Source organism: Acanthopleuribacter pedis, assembly GCF_017377855.1.
In the GTDB taxonomy this organism is placed as follows: Bacteria; Acidobacteriota; Holophagae; order Acanthopleuribacterales; family Acanthopleuribacteraceae; genus Acanthopleuribacter; species Acanthopleuribacter pedis.
In genome coordinates this window covers 52,594-74,320 of record NZ_JAFREP010000007.1, presented here as the reverse complement: position 1 = coordinate 74,320, position 21,727 = coordinate 52,594, and the positions used below count along the sequence as shown (strand labels likewise).

Genomic DNA, 21,727 nt, shown 5'->3' with positions numbered 1-21,727 from the left:
TATGGAGAAACCCCGATGCGGTCGGCATGGTGCGGCCGCATCGCCAAACCCATCGATTGTAGTCGCAACCAGAACACGGCATGGCCCAGCCTTCACATGCGTTGCATCCGCACCCACTGCTGATTTAGGTGCCATGGCGGGGCCGGCTCTGTAAAATGGAACCATCGGATTCAACCAGAAACAGGACTCGCGATGGACCACACCCCGTTGTTTCGCTATTTGCGCAATTGTTACCAAGAAGACTTCGGCCAAAGCGCCTTAAGTGATGTTTTTCAAAGAAAGTACGAGCACCGCTGGTGGCATTCGGTCGAAGAGGAACTGCTGTTCCGGCAAGCCCCGATGACCTTTGTCGCCCAGGATTGGGCCGAAACCGTGCGGAGCAAGGCCTTTCTCTACCGCAAGGAAAAGCAACTGATCTATTCGTTCCTGTTTCTCATTGGGTCAGCCACCGAAGAAACGAGCGAGACCGGCACCTTGATCACAGCCCCGCTGATTTGGTGCCCGGCCCAAATCACCGAATACGAGGATGATTATTACCTGGCCCTTGAAGGCGACGAACTGCACTGCAACGACAGTTTGCTAGCGGGTTTAAGCGACCAACCCGAGGTTCTGATCGAAGCGCTACACGGATTATTGGTCCCCCCGATTGACAAGGACCGCCTGTTCCAAGCCTGCCGCCTGCTCGAAAAACACATCGACGGTCTGAACCACGATCCCTGCCTCGACTACCCCACCCTTGCCGACGCCGCCGCGGTGCGCGCGGCCCGACGCCGCGCCAAACCCGGAACACCGCTTCAACTCCTCCCCGCCGCGCTCACCATGATGGTCCCCAAACCCAGCGCGGCACGCGGTGTGTTGACCGAACTCGAACACCTCGCCGAGGGCGGCCCGATCTCCCCGGCCTTGGAACAATTACTCGATCATCAACAATCCATCCCTACGGAAGGAGCGGGGACCGCCGATCTCCCGCGCGTTTTGCCGCTTTCACTAAGTCAGCAACAACAGGCGATTTTAACCGCCTGCGAAAACGAACCACTCAGCGCCGTGATCGGCCCGCCCGGCACCGGTAAGTCCTTTACCATCGCGGCCTGTGCTCTGGACCAAGCCGCGCGCGGTCACGCCGTCCTCATCACCACCCGCATGGACGACGGGGTCGACGTGATCGCGGAGAAATGCGAAACCATCAGTGGTTTCAAAGACGGCTTGATTCGCTTCGGCAAAGCCGACACCAAAAAAGCCTTTAAAGCCAAGCTTGAGCACATGGTGCGCGGCATGTTCGCCCAACAAAGCCATGATCTGCCCGCCTTGCGCCGTCGGTTGCAAGACATGGCCGAGGACATTCAAGCCCAAGAAGCCGCGTTAAGCGCGGCCTGCAGCAGACAGCTCGCGTGGGGCGGTCTGCTCGCGGACCCGTCCTCAAAAATCCTAGATCGCGTGCGACGCGCCTGGACCCGCCTGCGCGCCAAACGAGAGCCGCCCCTGTGGCAGGCCTTCCAAACCTTGGAAGATGCCTACGCCTCACAAACCCAATTGGCGCGCGGCTACCTTCGCGCCCATTATGAAAACGGCTTGGCCGAGGCCTATCACCAACATCGTCCCGTCTTGCAAAGTTTCCTTTCCGCGGTCCGTGCCCGCCAGAGCGGTCTTTTTGCGGAACGAACCCAAGCACTCGACTGGTCCGTTTTGTTTTCGGTACTGCCCATTTGGTTAGGGCGCATCACCGATTGCCACGAGGTCTTGCCGCTGAAACCCGGCCTGTTCGACGTGGCGATTGTCGACGAAGCAACCCTGTGCGACATGGCCTCGCTTCTTCCGGTGGCCCAGCGGGCCAAACGCTTGTGCATCGTGGGCGATCCCTACCAATTGCGCCATCTCTCCTTTGTGTCACGCGACCGCCAAGCCTTATTCGCACGGCGCCACCAACTCTCTGAGGACAAACAAGACCATTTTGACTTCCGCGCCAAAAGCGCGATGGACCTAGCCGAAACACGCGCCACGCCGATTTTTCTCAATGAACATTTCCGCGGCCATCCCGAACTCATCGCCTTTTCCAACCAAACCTATTACGGCGACAGCCTGCGTGTCATGACCGAGAAACCCGGCATCCACGATGAACCCCGCCTGCGCATCACCCAATGCGACCAACCCAAACGCGACAAGGACGGCGTCAACGCGGCCGAGGTGACGGCCGTGATCCGTCACTTGCAGAACCTCTTTGGCCAGGAGAAAGCGCCGCCCTTATCGGTCGGTGTGCTGAGTCCGTTTCGCAAACAGGCCGACGCCCTGAATGCCGCGATTTCCGAGGCCTTTCCCGTGGAAATGCTACAGCGTCATCGGGTCATGGTCGGCACCCCCTACAGCTTCCAAGGTCAGGAACGCGATTGCATGCTGCTGTCGAGCGCGCTGTGTCGCGAAGATCACCTCGCCGCCCCGCGTTACCTAGCGCGGGGCGGGGTGTTTAATGTCAGCATCACCCGCGCACGACAGTTCCAAACGCTTTTCTGCAGCGTCGAACCCGAGGGTTTGCCGCCCCATTCGCCCCTGCGACAGTACCTGGTTCACATCAACAGCCTAAGCACCGAGGACCGTCAGACACCGGCTCAAGCCGGCGGCGACCCATTCAGTGAAGCCGTGGCGGCGGCCTTGGCGCCCGCGGGCGTATCGGTTCAAACCGGGGTGGTGGTCGCGGGCATGAAACTCGACCTATTGCTGGCGAAAGGTTCGCGGGTTTTGGGTTTGGACTTGGTGGGTTATCCGGGCGATTTTGCCGACTTTTTCCCGATCCAGCGTTACCACATCTTGGCGCGGGCGGGTGTTCCCCTTCTTCCCCTGGCTTATGCCGATTGGTTGTTTCATCAGGAAACCTGCGTCACCGCGATCCTCGAACGCTTGGTCCCCGGCGCCGATCTGCCGGCACCCTAACCCGCATTTCTCACAAGGAATTCTGCTACGAAGCAGAAAGCCATGCGATTGCGTGGGGGCGGCCTTCCGCGTTACTCGGTCGAGCCGCCTTCGCCTCAGCTGCTACGCCAAATGGCCGGCCCCCTATGCAGTCTCTCGGTCGTAATCTTCGTACTCACAAGGCTTTCTGCTTCTCGCGACGAATCCTTGTGAGAATTGCGGGCTAAATCCAACGAAAGCGGGCACCCAGAAATCGGAGCCTGGGTGCCCAATCAACAAACCACCGCGATCTGACTTTATACCCGGGCGGCCGCGGGCACCCACCTTTGTTGGGGCACCATCAACTCGGTGGTGACCTGTTCAGGATCGCAATCCTGCAGATGTTGCTGGAAGCGCGGGTGTTGACCACAAGCCGCGGTTAACTCTTCCAAGCCTTTTTTTGCCAAGGCCTTATCGCGGAACGCCAGAACTTCAAAATAACGGCCGCTTTCGGGATCGCGCGCGGTGACCACACCAAGGAACCCTTCCTGATCGGGCATCAGCGCCGCCTGAATTTCGCGATTCAAGGCCTGGTGCTCGGCGTGATCAATTCCGGCCAAGGTACACCAGCTAACCACCAACCAGCAGCCCGCTTCTTCCAGGTGAAGATCACGGGGTCCATAACCAGGTAGCAGGATCGCGGTCTGCATCACAACGCTGTCCTGTTGCATGCTTGCCGTCCAGTTTTGGCACGCCGGGTTTTCCATCACCTGACGGGACGCCTGTTCAAAGCGGTGTTGGTCCTCCCAAAGCACCATATCGGTCCAAGCGCCTTGCGGGTCGCGGGCGCACAACACACGCCCGTTGAAACCTTCAAGCGGTGCAATCACGGCGCGATGGGCCGCGTCGGCCACCTTGAGATGGGCGGCTTCCGACGTCGTTTTGTGGGTCGCATAGCCGGCAAATTCGATGAGCATAACCTTACCTCGCAAATGTGTTTTGGTGCTCACCGACCCGGGTAGCGCACTCCCGTGGGACGTGCGCCGGTGAAGCTGGGCCTAATCTACGCGCATACTTCCACAAATAAAAACGAATCTTTCTTGAATTTTTTCAACTAGAATTTGTTGATTACACACAGCCGAGCAAACCAAGGAGAAGGCGCCGATGGATTACAACAAACTGCGAACCCTGTTGGTGGTTGCCGAGGCCGGTTCGGTCACCGCCGCCGCACGTCAACTCAACCTGACGCAGCAAGCGGTGTCGGCCCAAATCGCCGGGTTGGAGCAAAACCTAGCCATGGCGTTGCTGACCCGCGCCAATCGCCGCGTGTTCCTCACCGACGAGGGACGCATTCTTGTCGCGGAAGCAGCCAAGCATTTGCGCGCTATCGACGGGGTGGTCGACCGCATGCAAACACGCCGGGGCAGCCTGGAGGGTTTGGTGCGCCTCGGTATTTTTGGTGAATACGCGCCAACCCTGTTGTTGCCGCGTTTGGCCGCGTTTCAGCAACAACACCCGGGCGTGCGTTTCCAGTTGAACCTCGGACCGGATGCCACGGTGGAAGCCTGGCTGCGGGACAACGTGATCGACATGGGTTTCATCGTTGAGTTCTCGCAACGAAAACTGTTCGAACGAAGACCTTTTGCCAAGGTCCCCTACCGGCTTTACGCGGCCCCCGCTCTGCTGGCGGAGGCAGGGACGCCACCATCGGTGGAAGCGGTGCTAAACCGGCCGCTGGTTGATTTCGCGGAGGATTGCCCGGGTTTCGGCATTTGGCTAAAACGCAACGAACCGCGGTTGGTTCCCCGCTTACGCGGCAAGTTACCGCGCCTGACCGTAGCGGACGATCCCAGCTTAAAGGCGGCGGCGGTAGCGGGAATGGGTTTCGCGGTGTTGCCCGAGTTCATGGTGAAGACAGAGCTGGAAGCGGGTCAACTGGTCTTGGCGCTGCCTGGGTCGGAACCCATCACCGCGGTCATCGACCTCACCCTCAAAGAAAAACGCACCCCAACCAAAACCATCGAAACCTTGGCCGACTTCCTCGCGCCCACCCAAGCCGCGACCTGAAGCGTTGATCCAAACGAGATCACTTCAGCTCCACACCGCGTTTTGGTGGGTGTCCCTATTTGCCCCCGCGTTTTGGTGGGTGTCCCTATTTGCCCCCGCGTTTTGGTGGGTGTCCCTATTTGCCCTTGGTAAGGCTTGGCGGTTTGGTGGGTGTCCCCATTTGGATTTGGTGGGTGCCCCCATTTGGATTTGGTGGGTGTCCCTATTTGGATTTGGTGGGTGTCCCTATTTGGTTTTCCCACATGAGTCATGGCCCTCCCCCCTTTCACTCAGGAAGCAGCAAGGAAGGCTCCGCGGCAAGTTAACCTCAGTCTCTAGTAGACCTCATCCCAACAGCATTTTTTCTCCTCAAAAGCCTTTCACCAAAAGAAGGTTTTTGAGGAGAAAAAATGCCCACGCGGAACGCGGCGGTAGCAGCGGGCGGTAGGCCGGAGTATGCCCCGCGCTAACAATTAGGGTGGGACCTGAGATTCCCCCTAACAATCAAAACCTCAACACACGAATTGGGCCGCAATAGCCTGCAAAAATGTTCATCGCACCCGCTGAGTACGGCCATGCGCAATCCTGCTCGCTTTTTTCAAACCTTTTTACCTCATGTATTTAGCCAAAACACCTCGCTTCAGCGCCGCTGAGGCTGAAAAGCGTATTAATTCATTTCGCTCGCGGGATTTGGTGATCCATGGGGTATGTTCACCATACCTTATTTCTGCTACTGCACCAACCAACTGCAATGTCCAGGATTTCTAGTATTTTATCTTCGAATTCCTCGGATGCATCTTGTCGTATGGATTCAAGCGTTTCGACAGCATCCTTTTGGGTTCCTCCGCTGTCTTTAAATTTGATTAATATACTCCGAATTTCCAATAGATCTCTATTGCTATTGATCGCCGTGGTGATCTGGGTTTTAAGTTCAATCGTTAACAATTTCTTTACCCTTCATCTACCTTTTTTGAAGCACACCGAGTGCCGCCACCTCGACCAAGGCTTTTTCCTTCCGAGCCGGCTCCATTTCGACCGATTTTGGTTTTGTTTCTAAGCGCTTCTTAGGTTTCAACAGACCATCGATGCGCAAGCACTGTCATGAGCGGCTCAACCCTTCTTTAGAACCGGCGCATCATCGGGAAGCACCAGGCGGATCTGTTCCGACTGAACACCGAACTGGAAACTTTCGGCTTTAAAATGTTCCCCGTCGAGGTTGTAAGGCATGGGTGCATTGAGCCGGACCTCAAAACGCGGCACACGGTAATAGCTCACGAATTCGCGGTCCCCGGCCACCGGGTTCAGAACTTCATTAATCACGTTGCCCAAGTCGCTTGGCTCATAGGCGCGAATAAGCAAGACATCCAATTGACCGTCGTTGATGTAGGACTCGGGAACGAGCGAATGCCCGCCGCCGGCCAGGCGACCGTTGCCGACGGCAATGAGAACCACGTCCTCTTTTTCGATGCGTTTACTGGAGGGTTGCATGGCACGCGGTGTATCGGAATTTTTTTGGAAATGGAGCGAGACGCGGTAGCTGGGTATGTTGGCGAGATCAAGAATGCCCATCACCGTGTAGGCGGCCCCACCGAGAAAGTCTTTGAGGGTTTTGGGGGTTTCAGCGGTAACCTTGGCCGCAAAGCCACAGGTCGCCATGTTGAGGAAGAAGTTGTCGTTAACCGTGCCGACATCCACCGGACGCGCTTCAGCCTCGGCCGCGAGTTCCAAGGCACGGACCGGATCGTTTAAAGGAATTTGGCAGGCACGGGCAAAGTCATTGGCGGTGCCGCTCGGAAGAATGGCCAAGGCGGGCCGCGCGGCGGCGCCGACCTTCAGCAGGGTGGAAACCACGGCATTGAGGGTACCGTCCCCGCCTGCCGCAACAATCCGCTCGGCCTTGGCATTCACGGCATCCTCCGTGTAACGCACAATATCCGCGCCTTCCCAAACAACGCGGACCTTAATCTCGGTCCCCTTGCCGCGAAGGGTTTCAACCGCGATTCGCAGTTCTTCAGAGGCCGCTGCTTTCTGGTTAAGAATCAGCCACAGGTGGGGTGAGGACGGGGGCATAGGCATAAGGTGTTCCCATGTTAATTGAGTGTATTACCGTAAAAAGAAAGGTCTTAGCGTTAACGATTTAATCCGACCAAAGTCAGCGTGGACCCGACAAGATACAACAAGAAAATCACCAGATTGTACCATCTCGCTGTCATTTCTCAAGCCGGGCTTCTCTTGCAGCCGGCCCACCTGCACAGGTTTTACCGACGGGAGAAAAAATGCCGCCTTCTTTTTCACGCCCCCGAGAACAAAGTGCGCCGCGACCAGGTCGAACCACCACGATGACCCAAAAGTGGGTGTCCAATTTGCCCAATTTGCCATGCCGATTTGGCGGGGGTCCCACTTTGCTATTTGGTGGCTGTCCCCCTTTGCTTGGTACGGCTTGCCGATTTGGTGGGTGTCCCAATTTGGCCCACGTTTAACCAAAGGTGGGTGTCCTAAATTGGCGATTTGGCCCACGTTTAACAAAAGGTGGGTGTCCCGATCTGGCAGGAAAAAGGTGGGTGTCCCGATCTGGTGGGCCATTTGGTGGGTGTCCCAATTTGCCTCAATTTGCCTGCCGATTTGGTGGGTGTCCCACTTTGCCCTGCCGATTTGGTGGGTGTCCCAATTTGCCAAAGGTGGGTGTCCCAATTTGCCATTTGCCCTGCCGATTTGGTGGGTGTCCCAATTTGCCACGATCTGGTGGGCCATTTGGTGGGTGTCCCAATTTGGCCCACGTTTAACAAAAGGTGGGTGTCCCACTTTGCCCTGCCGATTTGGTGGGTGTCCCAATTTGCCTTTTGGTGGGTGTCCCAATTTGCAAAATTTGGCCCACGTTTAACAAAAGGTGGGTGTCCCACTTTGCCCATTTGCCACGATCTGGTGGGCCATTTGGTGGGTGTCCCAATTTGCCTGGAAAAAGGTGGGTGTCCCGAACTGGCAAACTGGGGGACTGGCGAAAAAGGTGGGTGTCCCGATCTGGTGGGCCATTTGGTGGGTGTCCCAATTTGCCTCAATTTGCCTGCCGATTTGGTGGGTGTCCCACTTTGCCATTTGCCAAAGGTGGGTGTCCCAATTTGCCATTTGCCCTGCCGATTTGGTGGGTGTCCCAATTTGCCACGATCTGGTGGGCCATTTGGTGGGTGTCCCAATTTGGCCCACGTTTAACAAAAGGTGGGTGTCCCACTTTGCCCTGCCGATTTGGTGGGTGTCCCAATTTGCCTTTTGGTGGGTGTCCCAATTTGCCAAAGGTGGGTGTCCCAATTTGCCATTTGCCCTGCCGATTTGGTGGGTGTCCCAATTTGCAATTTGCCAAAGGTGGGTGTCCCAATTTGCCCTCAATTTGCCTGCCGATTTGGTGGGTGTCCCACTTTGCCCTGCCGATTTGGTGGGTGTCCCAATTTGCCTTTTGGTGGGTGTCCCAATTTGCCTTTTGGTGGGTGTCCCAATTTGCCAAAGGTGGGTGTCCCAATTTGCCTCAATTTGCCTGCCGATTTGGTGGGTGTCCCAATTTGCCCCAATTTGCCTGCCGATTTGGTGGGTGTCCCAATTTGCAGCCCAATTTGCCATGGTACGGCTTTCCGATTTGGTGGGTGTCCTGGGTTGGGACGGGGTGAAATTGGGGAATACGATAGGCGGCGAAAAGCTGGAATGACATGGGTTTAAGGTTCAAGAACCGACAAAAAAACAACTTCAAGCCCTATTTTCGCCTACTTGAAATTTGTCACAGACCGGAATTAAGGGTTTAACAAAGCGCATTCACCAGGCGATAAAGACTACAGAAGACAGGCCCCTCCCTGTATGATGGGGTCATACCACCACACAACCGGATTAACCTTTTACCTCAATTCTCGCCGTAACATGCCTGCTCCCGTTACAACTCAACACCAAGCCCCGTTGTTGCCGCCACACAACAACATCCACAATCACATCATCGGTTCACCATTCATTTAACGGCGTCGCCGGCCCCTCCCCCAACACCTGTTTGGACGGCCGGTCATTCATTTCACTCGCCGCTTTTTTCCCCACGTTTGTTGCTTGCCTTCCGCCCCCAACCTTCGCCAGGTTGGCAGTTTTTCTTTTGATGCAGCACCGACGTGTTTCCGAGCCGAACCGGCAGCGATTTGTTCAAGGTGCGAAACCATGCCTCTTGAATCCAACCTGCAAGATGAGCTGGAGCAACTGCGCAAAGAACGCGACGCGTTCGCCAAAGCGCTGAAGATCTCCAATGACGCCTTTGTCACCAAGGTCAAGGAGTTCTCCCTCATCAAACGGATGGGCGCCCTCTTGCGCTGGAACCCCCAGCTCTCGCAACTGGTCGCCGGCTTTGTGAACATCATCATCGACGAAACCTACGCCGAAAATTGCTCGCTGTGGTTGGTTCAGCCAGGCAGCTCGGATTTGGTGCTTACAGCCGCGCAAGGGCAACAGGAACGCAAACCGCGCCTGTTCCTCAAACAAGCCCAGGATGCGCCGCGCATGAAAATGGGCGAAGGTGCCGCGGGTTGGGCGGCCAAAAACCAGCGCTCACTCCTCATCGAAAACGTGGCGAAGGACGCGCGGTTCGTACCCAAACGCAGTGAGATCACCAGCATCAAATCACTCCTGTGCCTGCCGATTATGGGCGAACACGGGGACGTGCTCGGCGTCTTCAACATGTCCCATCCCGACATCGGCGCCTTCAGCATGGAGAACCAACGCCTGCTCGAACTCATCACGGACCAAGCAGGTCTGGCCTTTACCAACTACAACCTGATCAAGGCGATGCGCGACTTCAACAAACTGCTGGAACGCAAGGTCGAAGAACACACGCAAACCCTCCGCGACAGCGAGGAACGTTATGCGCTGGCAGTCGAGGCTGGCCGCGTCGGCATCTGGGACTGGAACCTGCAAACCGACAACCTCTACCTCTCCCCCAACATGAAAGAACTGCTCGGTTACGGCAACGACGAACTGAACAGCGACCTCGACACCTGGATGGCCCTGGTCCACACGGCCGACCGCGGCGCCCTCAAACACCAACTCGACAAACTGCTCGACAACCAAGCCAACCAAATCGAATGGGAACACCGCATGTTCCACCGCGACGGCAGCGTGATTTGGTTCGCCCTGCGCGGCCGACTCCACCGCGATGCACACAACCAGCCCCAGCGCCTGGTGGTCTCCTACGTCGACATCACCAAACGCAAGTCGATGGAGAAAAAACTCACCTACAGTGCGCTCCACGACGACCTAACGGGCCTGCCCAACCGCACGCTCTTCATCGACCGCCTGCGCCAAGCCCTGGCCTTCAGCCACCGCCGCCCCAACTACCATTTCGCCATTCTGTTCCTCGACCTGGACCACTTCAAAATTATCAACGACAGTTTGGGCCACCACGTTGGCGATCTGCTCCTCAAACAAGTGGCCCACCGCCTGCAAGGTTGCGTACGCAACGGCGATACGGTGGCCCGCCTCGGCGGCGACGAGTTCGCAATCCTCTTCGACGGCATCCAAGAAGTAGCCCAGGCGGAGGACATCGCCCAACTCATCCTCAAACGCCTGCAACAGGTGTTTGTGCTGGAACGCCACGAGGTTTTCACGGGCGGCAGCATCGGCATCGCCCTGCCCATCACCCACAAAGAAACCCCGGACGAACTGCTGCGCGACGCCGATATCGCCCTCTACCGCGCCAAAAAACTGGGCCGCGCCCGCTTCGAGGTGTTCGACAAAAGCCTTCACCTCGAGGTGCTTTCTCGATTGGAACTCGAGTACGACCTGCGCTTGGCCATGGAGCAGCAACAAATCCTCCCCTTCTACCAACCCATCGTCGACCTACGCACGGGCAAGATCACGGGTTTCGAGGCGCTGGCCCGCTGGAAACATCCGGTACGCGGCATGGTTCCCCCGGCAGAATTCATCCCCATCGCGGAGGAAACCGGGCTTATCAACGATATCAGCCGCCACATCCTGCAGTGCGCCTGTCGCGACGTGGTCACCTGGCAACAAGCCTTTCCCCACACCCCGCCGCTTTCCATGAGCGTCAACCTGTCCACGATCCAATTCCTCGAGGGGGACCTGGTCCCCCTCATTCGCGAAACCCTCGACAGCAGCGGCCTGGAAGCGCAACGCCTCAAACTCGAAATCACCGAATCATTATTAATGGAAGAACTGGACGTGGTCCGACTGGTCCTCTCCGAACTACGCGGCATGAACATTCCCCTCCTGCTCGACGACTTCGGCACGGGCTACAGTTCGCTCAGCTACCTCCACCGCTTCCCGTTGAATGTGGTCAAAATCGACGCATCCTTCGTGCGCAACCTACACCTCGGCCAGGAGAATTTGGAAATCGTGCGCGCCATCAAAATGCTGGCGATGGCCCTGAACATGGAAGTCATCGCGGAGGGCATCGAAAGCGAAATCCAAATGGAAACGCTCAAAGACATGGGCTGTGAATTCGGACAAGGCTTTTTCTTCGCCAAACCTTTGCCCCGCGAGGAAATCCCCCGTCTCCTTGAACAACAAGTCGATGGTAAAACGTCCGAACAGAACGGGTAAGCGGTCTCAGCGCCACGCGTTGAGCGTGGCATCGCCGCGGCGCCGCGCACCATCCTCGCGCAAGGAAGGCTGACGCCGCAACAGCCGCCGAATGATAAAACGGGCGGGATGAACGGCGGCAAGCAACCCCGGCGTAACGGGCGCGGGGCGGCCCAACAGTTGCGCGGTCAAAATTTCGGCGGCGGCAATACTTGAAATCATGCCGCGCGAGCCATGTCCGGTGGTGACATACAAACCGGGAACATAAGGCGCATCGGGATAATCAACGTAGGCCCGGCCTTTGGTGATATCCCCGTACGCACCCATATAAGCATCGTAATCGGGTACGGCGCCGACCATCGGCAAATGATCGTGGCATTTGGCGCGGAAGGCAACGCGGCCGGCCAGGGGTAAGTCAGCGGCTTCACCCCGGAACGCAAAGAGGTCTCGGTTGCGTAACACGAGGTTTTCGAAGTCGTTGCGATCCAGTGCGGTATCGGTACGGTCGTAATCAAAGGTGGCGCCCATCAGGTGACCGGCATCGGTGTGGGGGATGGTGTAGCCGTCGTGGCAAACCACGGCACGCAAATCTTGCCCACAGGATTGAGGGTCGACATAAGCAAGTTGGCCACGAATGCGAATGAGCGGGAACCAATCACAAAGGGGAAAACGCACGCAGTCCGCGGCGGCGGCCAATACCAGCAGCGGCGTTTCGGCAACGCATCCGCCGTCGCGGCCCAACAAGCGCCAACCGGAAGAATCCGCTTCAATTTCAGCAATATCGGCGTCCCCGACAAAGGTAATCCGCGCGTGGTTTAACTGGGCGGCCACATAAGCGCGCGCGTCGACCCAGCCGGCCTTGGGAAAAACCAAGCCCGGCTGCGCCGCGGGTAAACCGGTCAGCGCCGCAACCTGTTCGGCGGAACCACGCTGCACCAACCCATCGGGATAACCGGTTTCGGCGAGGCCGTCATAGAGTTTGCGTAATCGGCTTTTGGTCAGCAGGTGAACCACACCGGTGGGATGCCAACCGGGATCCAAACCACGCGCCTCCAACAGCGCGATGCGCGCCAAGGTTTGCGCGTAAGCATGGCAATGATAACTACTTACCGGGGCGGGCGCCTGAGAGATGATCGGCATAACAACCGCACCGGGATGGGCGGAAGTTTCCATGGCAGGCGCCGGACGTCGGTCCAACACGCGCACCTCAAAACCCGCCTCGGCTAGGGAAAACGCGGCCGCGGCACCGGCCACGCCCGCACCCAGCACCACGACCCGGCGCGCGGCGACGGGTGACGGTTGCCGGAACCAGGGTTGGTCAGCGATGTTGCCGTCGCGACGCCGTCTCATACAAAAACCGAGCTGTCTTTTTTGTTGAGTTTGGAAGATTCCACCAACTCGGCGTAATAACCACCGGGCAGGGTTTGCAGTTCCTCGTGGGTACCCTGCTCAATGATTTCCCCGCTTTTCAGCACCAAAATTTGGTCGGCGGCGGCGATGGTCGACAAACGGTGGGCAACGATCAACACGGTTTTGTGTTTAAAGATCTGCTGAATCGCTTCCTGGATCCAGGCCTCGGTCACGGAATCCACGCTGGCGGTGGCTTCGTCCATCAGCACGATGGGTGCATCGTGGGCCAAAGCACGTGCAAACACAATGAGTTGCATCTGGCCGCTGGACAAATTGCCGCCGTCCTCACGGACCTGATAATCCAGGCCGCCGTTCAAACGCGCCACCAGGTGCTCGGCCTTCACCAAGCGAATCGCCCACATGACTTTTTCGTCGTCAATGGTGGGATCGAACATGCTGATGTTCTCGCGCAAGCTGCCCGGAAACAATTCCACATCTTGGTGGACCACGGCGATATGACCGCGCAGAGAATGCACATCCAGTTGTTTGAGCTCCTTGCCACCCACCAGCACGTGTCCTTCATAGCCGTCATAGGCGCGGGTTAACAGCTTGCCGATGGTGGACTTACCACTGCCGGTTTGGCCGACCAAAGCGAAAACTTGGCCGGGCTTGAGGGCGAAACTAATATTTTTCAGCACCAGCGGTCCGTCGGAACCGTAGCGGAAGGAAACCTTGTCAAAGGCAACATCCAAGCGGCGCTCCTGCAATTTCTCCTCGCCCTGCTGGATGGTGTCTTTGGTTTCCACCAGTTCGAAAATGCGTTGCAAGGCGGCCAACGCTTGCTGAATGGTCGCGTACTTGTTGCTGAGTTCGCGGATGGGCGTAAACAAACGGTTGACCACGTCCAGGTACACAATCATGGTGCTGATTTCCAACAATCCGAAACGCATGTTGAAACCCACGATGAGCACGGCGGCGGTCACCAAGCCGGCAATGGCCTCAATGAAGGAATAGAGCAAGGCGTCGTAGAAGTTACTGGTAATGGTGGCATGACGGTACTTGCGGTTAATGGTTTTGTAGGTGCCGGCGGATTGGGATTCCTGGCTGAACAATTGCAAAATTTCAACGCCGCCGATGCCCTCGGCCATCCAACCGTTGGATTCAGCCAAGGCCTTGCGTACGTCTAAGTACTTGAGCCGCAAGCGGTGACCACACCAACGTACCACCAGCCACACGAGCGGCGCGGCCACCAACAAGGTGGTGCTCAGGTGCCAATCCAATGAGATCAAAACGCCCAGGTAGACCAGCACGGAAACAGCATCGACCAAGATCGTGGCAATGCCGGCGCGTAAGGTTTCGGCCAAGGATTCGCAATCGTTGATGGTACGGGTCATCAGCGCGCCGACGGGGCGGCGGTCGAAAAAGGCCATTTTCATGTGGATGACGTGCTCGAAAACTTTGGAACGCAAACGGTTAATCGTGCGCAGGAAGGACACGCTAATCAAATAGCTAAAACCGCTGCGCGAACCGTAATCCAGCAGAACCACCACCAAAAACAGCCAGGCCGCCGATTGCAACGCGGCAATGTTTTCCGCCTCAATTTGATCCAAACCCCACTTGAGTACCAGCGGTCGGGCGAGGTCGGTCATCGAGGTCAGGGCCATCATGAAAAAGGAAAACAGGTAAACGGGATGTTCCGGCTTGGCAATGGCCCAAAAGCGTTCTACCAAACCGCGATTGCTGATGATCCCGCTCTCGGGCGTTTCGCCCGTCATGGTTTTATTCATCGGGATGCTCCGCCTGGTATTGGTAAATATCTTGGTAAAAACCGGGTTGCTGGATCAATTGCGCGTGGTTGCCGCGCTGGACGACGGAACCCTGCTCGAACACCAGAATTTCGTCGGCCCATTGAATAGCGGAAATGCGGTGGGAAGCGATTAAAAACGAACGTTTCGGTTCCATCCGCCGCAGGTTTTGGATGATTTTCTTTTCGGTTTCGTGGTCGACGGCGGAAAGCACGTCGTCCAACACATACAGGTCGGCCTCTTTCAAGAGCGCACGCGCCAAGGCGATGCGCTGACGCTGACCACCCGACAACATGACCCCTTTAACGCCCACCTCGGTTTCCAAACCCTTGGGGAACACCTTGGGATCGAGATCGAAACAGGCGGCGGCGAGCGCATGGCGCAGGCGTTGCTCCACATCGGGCTGATCGTGGTCCTCGGGCGTTAAAGCAACCAACAGGTTCTCGCGCAGGGTGGTGGAAAACAGCAGGGGTTTCTGAGGCGCAAAAGAGAAAAAGGCGCGGAACCGGTTTAATTCCATGACCGCGCCGTCGTCACCGTTCAACAAGACCCGCCCCGGTTCGAGGCGGTTAAGCCGCAACAGGGTTTCGAGGAACACGGATTTGCCGGAACCGAGTGGGCCGGCAACACCGACCACTTTTCCGGGCGTTATTTCGAGGCTCACCGGTTTGAGTTCAAAGGGTTCGGGGTTCTTGGGATCCTCGGGGAAACGGAAGGCGAGGTCGCGCGCGGAAATGGTGACGGCGCCCCGTGGTTTCTCACTTGTTTCAGCAACGGTTTTGGGTAAATCGGGTTCGGCGGTAATGATTTCTTCCAAGCGTTCCATGGCGGGCACGGCGCGGTTAAAGGTGTTCAGCATCCAGCCCAAGGACAGCAACGGCGGCATAATCATGGCGATGTAGCCGAGAAAGGCGTTGAGTTCGCCAAGGGTTAAATCACCCTGTAACACCTTGGGTGCAACGATCAACAGGACGATAAACACGCTGAGGTTCCCCACCAGTTGCACCATCGGCATGATGAAGGAGCGCACCCGCGTGACCACGGTCTGGGTGTGCAGGTAGTCGGCGTTAATGCCGCGAAAGCGGTCGAGCACCGCGGGTTCGGCGTGGTAATTCTGGATGGCGGAAACACCCTTGTAGGCGGAGAGACAGAGCGAGGACAAGCCACCGACCTGTTCATTGGCCAAACGCCAATAAACCAGCATGTAATTGATGCTGACCTGAATAATGGTAAACGCCAGAATCATGGGAACGGCAAGGTACAGGGTGGTGCGCCAATCCATGGCAAACATGGCGCCGATGCCAAGTGTTAAGGTGATGGTTACATTTGCAATCTGCAAAAAACCAAAGCCGTAAGCCGCGCGCACAAAGGATATGTCGTTGGAACAACGGCTGACGAGATCACCGGATTCGTGGCGCTGGAAGAACCCTCGCTGCAAGAACAGCAGGTTTTGGTAGTAATCGTTGCGGACGTGGTATTCGATCAAACGGCCGGGCGTAAACACCAGCAACCGCGAGGCGGTGCGCACCACAATAATCGACACGGCAAAAAGGGCGATCTTGACGGCGTAGGGCACCACGGTTTGCGCATCGGCGTCGGCAAGGGTGACGGCGTCAATGGCATTTTTAACGGTGTTGATGATGAGAACGGCCATGCCTTGGGTCAGGAAGATGCAAGCGAAGCCGGCCAAGTACCAATGTAGATAAGGCCTTAGGTAGCGTTTCGAGAAGCGCCAAAAAATCTGCAAATCGAATCCTTCATGGTCGCAAACCCACGGCAACGGGTGGCCGATACCAAGGGGCCGTGCCCGAGTTTAAACAATGCTTCACTTCAAACCGGTTCCCACGCAACAGCGAGCTTAGGACGGGAACCAGAGCCAAAACCTCAACGTACGCGAGAACAGGGCGATGGGTTTCGGGGACCGACCGATAAAACCATGATTCCCACCAAAAAGCAAACGGCCGCCGGAAGCGAAAAACTTCCAACGGCCGCGGCTTGTTTTAGGGATGGAACCGATTCAGGCCGGGTTGGGCCCGAGGCGGAAACCCTTTTTTAGGGTTGGGGTGCGAGCTTCACCGCTTTGGGGAAGGTCACCAAGAATTTGGTATCGATTTCAGGGGTGTCCATGTAACCGACTTCAGGCAAAGTCTTGCCGGCGGCAAAGGGATCGATGATGGTGGGGCTGCCCTGCAAGGCGGTGCCGAGGTAGGTTGCGGTTTGCAACTGACCGGCGGCAACGGAAGGATCGGTTGGGATCAACAAGAAGCCGTGGGCGGCGTTGGTGTACTGGAAGTGACCGGAACCCACATGAGGCGCGGTAACTTGCGGCTGGAAGGGGTATTCCCAAGATGCGGAAACCTGGGCCAGGCCCATGGCGCGGGTCAGGTCGGCGGTGGCGGTGTTGGGAATCACCTGGTCTTCAAAGGCTTCCTGCAAAAGGATGTTGGGCGCTTGACCGCCGGGCTTCAAGCCGGCATTCAAGGTTTGGGTAGCGTAGTTCATGGGGTCGGCATCGTCCAAAACGGTTTGGAAGATCAGGAAAAACAGGTTGTAATCGGCGGAACCGGTCGCAATCCCTTGTGCGGCCAAACCGGCATTCACACCGGGGCTGATGCTCTGGGACCGGGTCAAAATACCGCTCAAACGACCGCCGGGCACGTTCAGTACCGCGGTGTTCAGGCCTTCCTGCATGGTGGCGAACACGGTGCCGAACAAGGCGCCCAAGGATTGGCCGACGAAGGAAACGTTGGTGCCCAGCTCGGGTTGGCCGTCGCCGTTAAAGTCGGCGTTGCCGGATTGGATCATTTGCGTCAGCACAAACTGATCGGACAAGGTTTGCAGTGCGTTGTCACGCGTCATGCGGGGAATGCCCAAGTTGATGAAGTTACTGCCGGAGGGATCGGGGATGCCGTCACCCTGCTGAACGACGTTACCGGAAGCGTCAACTTCGAAGATGATCGCGCCGGTTTCGTTGTCGAGGAAGTCCATGGTGCGCTCACCGTGGAGCACGATGTCGATGGCGATCACGCCGAAGCCGGCGGTACACAAGGTATTGGCAATCGCCAACACGTTTTCTTTGGCACCGGTGAGACCGTGTTGGAAAATCACGGTAGGCGGTGGGTTGATCGCGGACTGCGCGGGCAAGGCCGCCCAGAAGTTAATGGTGCTGGTGCCGGTGGCGGTGGGGTTGCCCTGGGGGTCACGCGGCATGGGACCGACGAGCGGGTGGCCGATGTAGTTGGGCGCTTCAAAAGAACCTTTGTACATGGAACCGATGGCGTTGTGCGGTACGGAACCAAGCCCCTGCGATTGGAAGAACTGGTCAACCGCTTCCGGGGTGGGCAGGGGGATTTCAATGGTCGGCGTGGGGTTGGTGGCGCCGGCGGCGGTACGCAGAGAAACGGCCGGTGCAAACAGCGGCTGGGTATTGAAGGCCCAAGCAAAAGGAATGTTGCCGCGTTGTTGGCCGGTTACGGCCTCGGCAAATTGCCAAATCGGTTGGTAGGCCTGGCGAACGGGCTCCAAGGCCGCACTCGCAGAAGTGGGATCGATGGGCTCGAAACGCTTCAAGACGTCGATGGTCAATTGGGACTCAACGGGACGGCCGTTGTTGTCCAAAACACCGCGGGTCACGATGGCAATGTAGGTGCTGCCGGGCGCCAGGGGGAAAACAGGGGTGGCGGTAACGGTGGTGCGGTTTGAAGCGGCGTCGTAGGTCGCGGCATACGCCATAGGCGCGGGCTGGAGCGAAGCCAAATCGGTGGTCTGGCGGAACACGGGCATGGTTTCCATGCTCAGTGAAGAAGCATCGAGCTGACCCTCAAAAGGAAGCACGAGGGGGGCCAGGGTAGAGAAACCGCGCAGGGTGTTGGCGGAGTCAAAAGGCTCGCCGCTGAGCGGAAGGTTGACCAAACCGGTTGCGGGGTTGATCAGCAAGTTGTTGGGGATCGCAATATCGGCGGGACTGCCGGAAGCAGGATCAAAGAAAACGTAGGTGAACTCTTGGAACAGAAATTCGCCGTGATCTTCGTCGTCGGAACAAGCGGTCATGAACAATACTGCAAACAGGGACAGAAGGGCGCCGGTAATACGGAGGCGGCGGGACATGGATTCCTCCAGATATTCAGACACAAACTGGGGAACAAGCTCGGTTGCTTCTCATGGTTCTCTCAGTAAAGGTCTGGAAAATTTTTTCGAAAATCGCCCTTCACTATAACTCAGAGCGAACATTCGCAACAACAAGCAAGTTGTTCTCAGCAGGGAACTTGCCGCTGAAATTGCATTCAAATATCTCTGGTGACACCAGTTTGAGACTTTCGGGAGAACCAAATTAGCCGTATCATGAGCGGGGGCTTTTGCCCAGAAAAGGCCTAACCCGCATCTCACACGGCCTGAAACCGAAGAGGCGCGATAAGCGCGAGGGATTTTGGCCAAAAATCTGGAGCGAAATGGCTTGGGAAAAGCGGGCCGGGGTCGCGCACGACCGCACCCGCCGGCCTTGAGCATTTTCACGGACCGTTGCAGCCCAGAGTTTTCGCCAAAATCACCGCGTCTTATTGCGTCTTTTCGGTTGAAAAGATATGAAGGAGTCCTCAGTTGAAGCAAGCAGTCGAAATCCTAGCCCCGGCCGGTTCGCCCGAATCGTTGGTTGCGGCCTTAGAAGGCGGCGCCGACGCCGTGTATTGCGGTCTCAAGGATTTCAACGCGCGCGGCAACGCGGTCAACTTCTCGGTGGCCGATCTCGCTTTTTACGTACCCCTCGCCCACCAACACGGCACCAAGGTTTACCTCACCCTCAACACGCTGGTTAAGATGTCGGAAATGAGCCCGATTCTGCACGCGCTTGCCGAGGCAAGCGATTGCGGCATCGACGGCGTCATTTTGCAAGATATCGGTTTGGGCCGCACCATCGCCAAACACTTCCCCCACCTGCGCCGCCACGCCTCGACCCAACTGGCGATCCACAACCTCGAGGGCGTCGGCTTCTGTGTTGACGAGGGTTTTCAGCGCGTGGTTTTGGCGCGCGAACTGACCTTTGACGAAATCGCGGCGATCCGCGCCAAATACCCGGCCGACCAAATCGAGCTGGAAGTTTTTTGTCACGGCGCCATGTGTTACACCTACAGCGGCATGTGTTTCTTCAGTGGTTCGGTCGGCGGGCGCTCCGGCAACCGCGGCGAATGCGCCTACACCTGCCGCAAGGGTTACCGCATCCACAACGAAACCGAATTCCCGATGGCGGCGGAAAAGGGCAGTTTTAAGAACTACCTCTTTAGTATGAAGGACATGAACACGCTGGACGTGCTGCCGCAACTGCTGGATACGGGCATTGATTCCCTGAAAATCGAGGGGCGCCGCAAAGGCCCGGCTTATGTACACGCCTCGGTGCGCGCTTACCGGGAACGCATGGAAACGGCGGCCACGGCGGCGCGTGAGCGCGACTTGCAACTGGCCTTCGGCCGCGATTACACGGCGGCTTTTTATCAGCGCGGCCAGTTCGGCGACCATCCCATCGACCTGACCGCGACCGGCAGCAAAGGCTTGCCCCTGGGCACGATTGAAGCCGACGGCTGTTCCTTCGTGTTGGAACAAGACGGTTTACAACGCTACGACGGGCTGCGGTTGGTGACCCCGCAACGAGACGAAACCCTCTTATCATTTAATAAGTACACGGTGGAAGACGGCGACCGCATGCGCCCCGCCAAAGGGGCACGGGTCACCCTCGCCAAAAACTTCCCGCCGGGAACCCACGTGATGTGGGTTAATTCCCAGGCGGTCAACCAGCAATACCGGCCCGCAAGCCGGTTCCTCGGCAAAAGGGTGGCGGAACTCCCGTTGCTGGTCCACATGGCGGTTGAATTCGACGAAACCACCCGAGACCTAAACGTGCGTGCCTACGGACGACACGGCTCGGTGAGCCGCACCCTGACGGTTCCAAGCGGCGACCAAAAACGGGCCCTCCCCCTGCGCGACAAGTTGTTCCGCTTCGGCGACACGGCCTTCCAGGCGGGCGAATACCACGGCCCGGCCGAAATCGACGGCTTTCTGCCGTTTTCCCAACTCAAAAAGCTGCGCCGCGATCTGTTGGGCGAATTAAACGAAACACTGAAAAGCGGTCGCTCCGATTGGCTGGACGCACTCATTAAACTGGAACAACCGGAACAACAAACAACCTCGGCCGAAACCACGACCCAATTCGCACTGCGCGTGGCCGACCTCGCCACCCTGGAACACGCCCTCAAGCACCAAACCGAAACGGACCAAATCGATTTCGTCATGCGGCCGACCCTGTCGACGCCGGACTGGCGCAAGGCATTGGACATGTTGCGCGGCCAAACCAAACCGGTGCGTTTCGCCTTACCGATGGTGCTGCGCAAATGGGATTTACGGGTGATCCGCCATCGCCTGCCCAACCTCGCCGATTTCGACTGTGAATTTGTGCTGGCCAACCCGGCCCACTTCGATCTGCTCGCGGGCGACCCACGCCGCAAACACGCGGATTTCTCGCTATACCACCTGAATCGCTGGGCGGTTGAGGCGCTGGAACAACGGGGAATCGACGGCCGCTTCACGCTTTCGCTGGAAGACGACAAACCCAACATGGAAGCGCTGCTGCGCGCCTCGGATGCGGGCCGCTTTGAGGTGATCGGGTACACCGACACCCCGCTGTTTGTGGCGGAAGCCTGCAGCTTGGCGGCCCTTTACGGCGGTTGTCCCGGCGCCAAAAAATGCGGTCACGAAACGCTGTTCATCGAAAACGAACACGGCGACCAATTCCAGGTACGCCACGACCGCTGTCGCAGCACGGTAATCGGCGAACAGGCCTTGAGCTGGAGCGGGCAATTCGCATGGTTCCGCCGTCTGGGCGTGGCTACCTTCCGCCTCGACTTCACCACCCGCCCCTACAGTGCCGACCAAATGGGCCGGATCCTTGAGCACGCGCGCCGCGATCAGGTACTTGCCGACACCCACACCGAAAATTTGGACCGCATTCTGCTTTAACCTAAGAAGCGCAATCCATCGCGGTGATATTAGCCAAACCTCTGGGCTTGGGAGAACCGTATCGCGCCTCGAATGAAAGCAACAAGGCA

Annotated in this window: 11 protein-coding genes; 4 read left to right on the top strand and 7 right to left on the bottom strand. The window is 57.5% G+C overall.

The annotated features are described in order from the left end of the window. Positions 1 to 192: 192 nt before the first annotated feature. Entirely contained in the window at positions 193 to 2,922 is a 2,730-nt protein-coding gene (locus tag J3U88_RS09680; RefSeq protein ID WP_207858400.1) for a DEAD/DEAH box helicase, read from the top strand. A gap of 275 nt (positions 2,923 to 3,197) precedes the next feature. Here the strand turns inward: J3U88_RS09680 and J3U88_RS09675 are convergent, their stop codons facing one another. Further along, entirely contained in the window at positions 3,198 to 3,857 is a 660-nt protein-coding gene (locus J3U88_RS09675) for a hypothetical protein (protein ID WP_207858399.1), read from the bottom strand. A 187-nt stretch (positions 3,858 to 4,044) separates the two neighbouring features. On the opposite strand from J3U88_RS09675, the gene J3U88_RS09670 reads away from it, so the two are divergent. Further along, a complete protein-coding gene (locus J3U88_RS09670) occupies positions 4,045 to 4,947 on the top strand; it encodes a LysR family transcriptional regulator (RefSeq protein WP_207858398.1) in 903 nt (300 codons plus the stop codon). A 1,089-nt stretch (positions 4,948 to 6,036) separates the two neighbouring features. On the opposite strand, the gene yegS is transcribed toward J3U88_RS09670, so the two are convergent. Both yegS and J3U88_RS09660 read right to left on the bottom strand, forming a co-directional pair. Beyond that, positions 6,037 to 7,002: a lipid kinase YegS gene (gene yegS / locus J3U88_RS09665; protein ID WP_207858397.1), complete on the bottom strand. Its 966-nt coding sequence runs from the start codon at positions 7,000 to 7,002 to the stop codon at positions 6,037 to 6,039. Positions 7,003 to 7,029: 27 nt separating this feature from the next. After that, a complete protein-coding gene (locus tag J3U88_RS09660; protein WP_207858395.1) occupies positions 7,030 to 7,677 on the bottom strand; it encodes a hypothetical protein in 648 nt (215 codons plus the stop codon). 1,431 nt (positions 7,678 to 9,108) lie between these two features. Here J3U88_RS09660 and J3U88_RS09655 point away from each other — a divergent pair. Continuing rightward, positions 9,109 to 11,502, top strand: coding sequence for an EAL domain-containing protein (locus J3U88_RS09655; RefSeq protein WP_207858393.1), 2,394 nt, complete (start codon positions 9,109 to 9,111; stop codon positions 11,500 to 11,502). Positions 11,503 to 11,508: 6 nt separating this feature from the next. Here J3U88_RS09655 and mnmC1 read toward each other — a convergent pair whose 3' ends face one another. From mnmC1 to J3U88_RS09635, 4 genes are all read right to left on the bottom strand, one after another. After that, complete coding sequence (gene mnmC1 / locus J3U88_RS09650; RefSeq protein ID WP_207858391.1) at positions 11,509 to 12,831, bottom strand: FAD-dependent 5-carboxymethylaminomethyl-2-thiouridine(34) oxidoreductase MnmC1; 1,323 nt, start codon at positions 12,829 to 12,831, stop codon at positions 11,509 to 11,511. Further along, a complete protein-coding gene (locus tag J3U88_RS09645) occupies positions 12,828 to 14,618 on the bottom strand; it encodes an ABC transporter ATP-binding protein (RefSeq protein ID WP_207858382.1) in 1,791 nt (596 codons plus the stop codon). The genes mnmC1 and J3U88_RS09645 overlap by 4 nt, the downstream gene beginning before the upstream one ends. After that, entirely contained in the window at positions 14,611 to 16,383 is a 1,773-nt protein-coding gene (locus J3U88_RS09640) for an ABC transporter ATP-binding protein (protein WP_207858381.1), read from the bottom strand. Before J3U88_RS09640 ends, J3U88_RS09645 begins: the two co-directional genes overlap by 8 nt. Before the next feature lie 305 nt (positions 16,384 to 16,688). Then, a complete protein-coding gene (locus tag J3U88_RS09635; protein WP_207858380.1) occupies positions 16,689 to 18,743 on the bottom strand; it encodes a hypothetical protein in 2,055 nt (684 codons plus the stop codon). Between the two features lie 489 nt (positions 18,744 to 19,232). On the opposite strand from J3U88_RS09635, the gene J3U88_RS09630 reads away from it, so the two are divergent. Beyond that, complete coding sequence (locus J3U88_RS09630) at positions 19,233 to 21,638, top strand: peptidase U32 family protein (RefSeq protein WP_207858379.1); 2,406 nt, start codon at positions 19,233 to 19,235, stop codon at positions 21,636 to 21,638. The last annotated feature ends 89 nt before the right edge of the window (positions 21,639 to 21,727 follow it).

What these genes read in the sequence shown, in the direction of transcription:
- J3U88_RS09675 (WP_207858399.1), bottom strand. Translation starts at nt 3,857, where the DNA reads ATGCTCATCGAATTTGCCGGCTATGCGACCCACAAAACGACGTCGGAA.
- J3U88_RS09645 (WP_207858382.1), bottom strand. Translation starts at nt 14,618, where the DNA reads ATGAATAAAACCATGACGGGCGAAACGCCCGAGAGCGGGATCATCAGC.
- J3U88_RS09680 (WP_207858400.1), top strand. Translation starts at nt 193, where the DNA reads ATGGACCACACCCCGTTGTTTCGCTATTTGCGCAATTGTTACCAAGAA.
- J3U88_RS09655 (WP_207858393.1), top strand. Translation starts at nt 9,109, where the DNA reads ATGCCTCTTGAATCCAACCTGCAAGATGAGCTGGAGCAACTGCGCAAA.
- J3U88_RS09670 (WP_207858398.1), top strand. Translation starts at nt 4,045, where the DNA reads ATGGATTACAACAAACTGCGAACCCTGTTGGTGGTTGCCGAGGCCGGT.
- J3U88_RS09660 (WP_207858395.1), bottom strand. Translation starts at nt 7,677, where the DNA reads ATGGCCCACCAGATCGTGGCAAATTGGGACACCCACCAAATCGGCAGG.
- mnmC1 (WP_207858391.1), bottom strand. Translation starts at nt 12,831, where the DNA reads ATGAGACGGCGTCGCGACGGCAACATCGCTGACCAACCCTGGTTCCGG.
- J3U88_RS09635 (WP_207858380.1), bottom strand. Translation starts at nt 18,743, where the DNA reads ATGTCCCGCCGCCTCCGTATTACCGGCGCCCTTCTGTCCCTGTTTGCA.
- yegS (WP_207858397.1), bottom strand. Translation starts at nt 7,002, where the DNA reads ATGCCTATGCCCCCGTCCTCACCCCACCTGTGGCTGATTCTTAACCAG.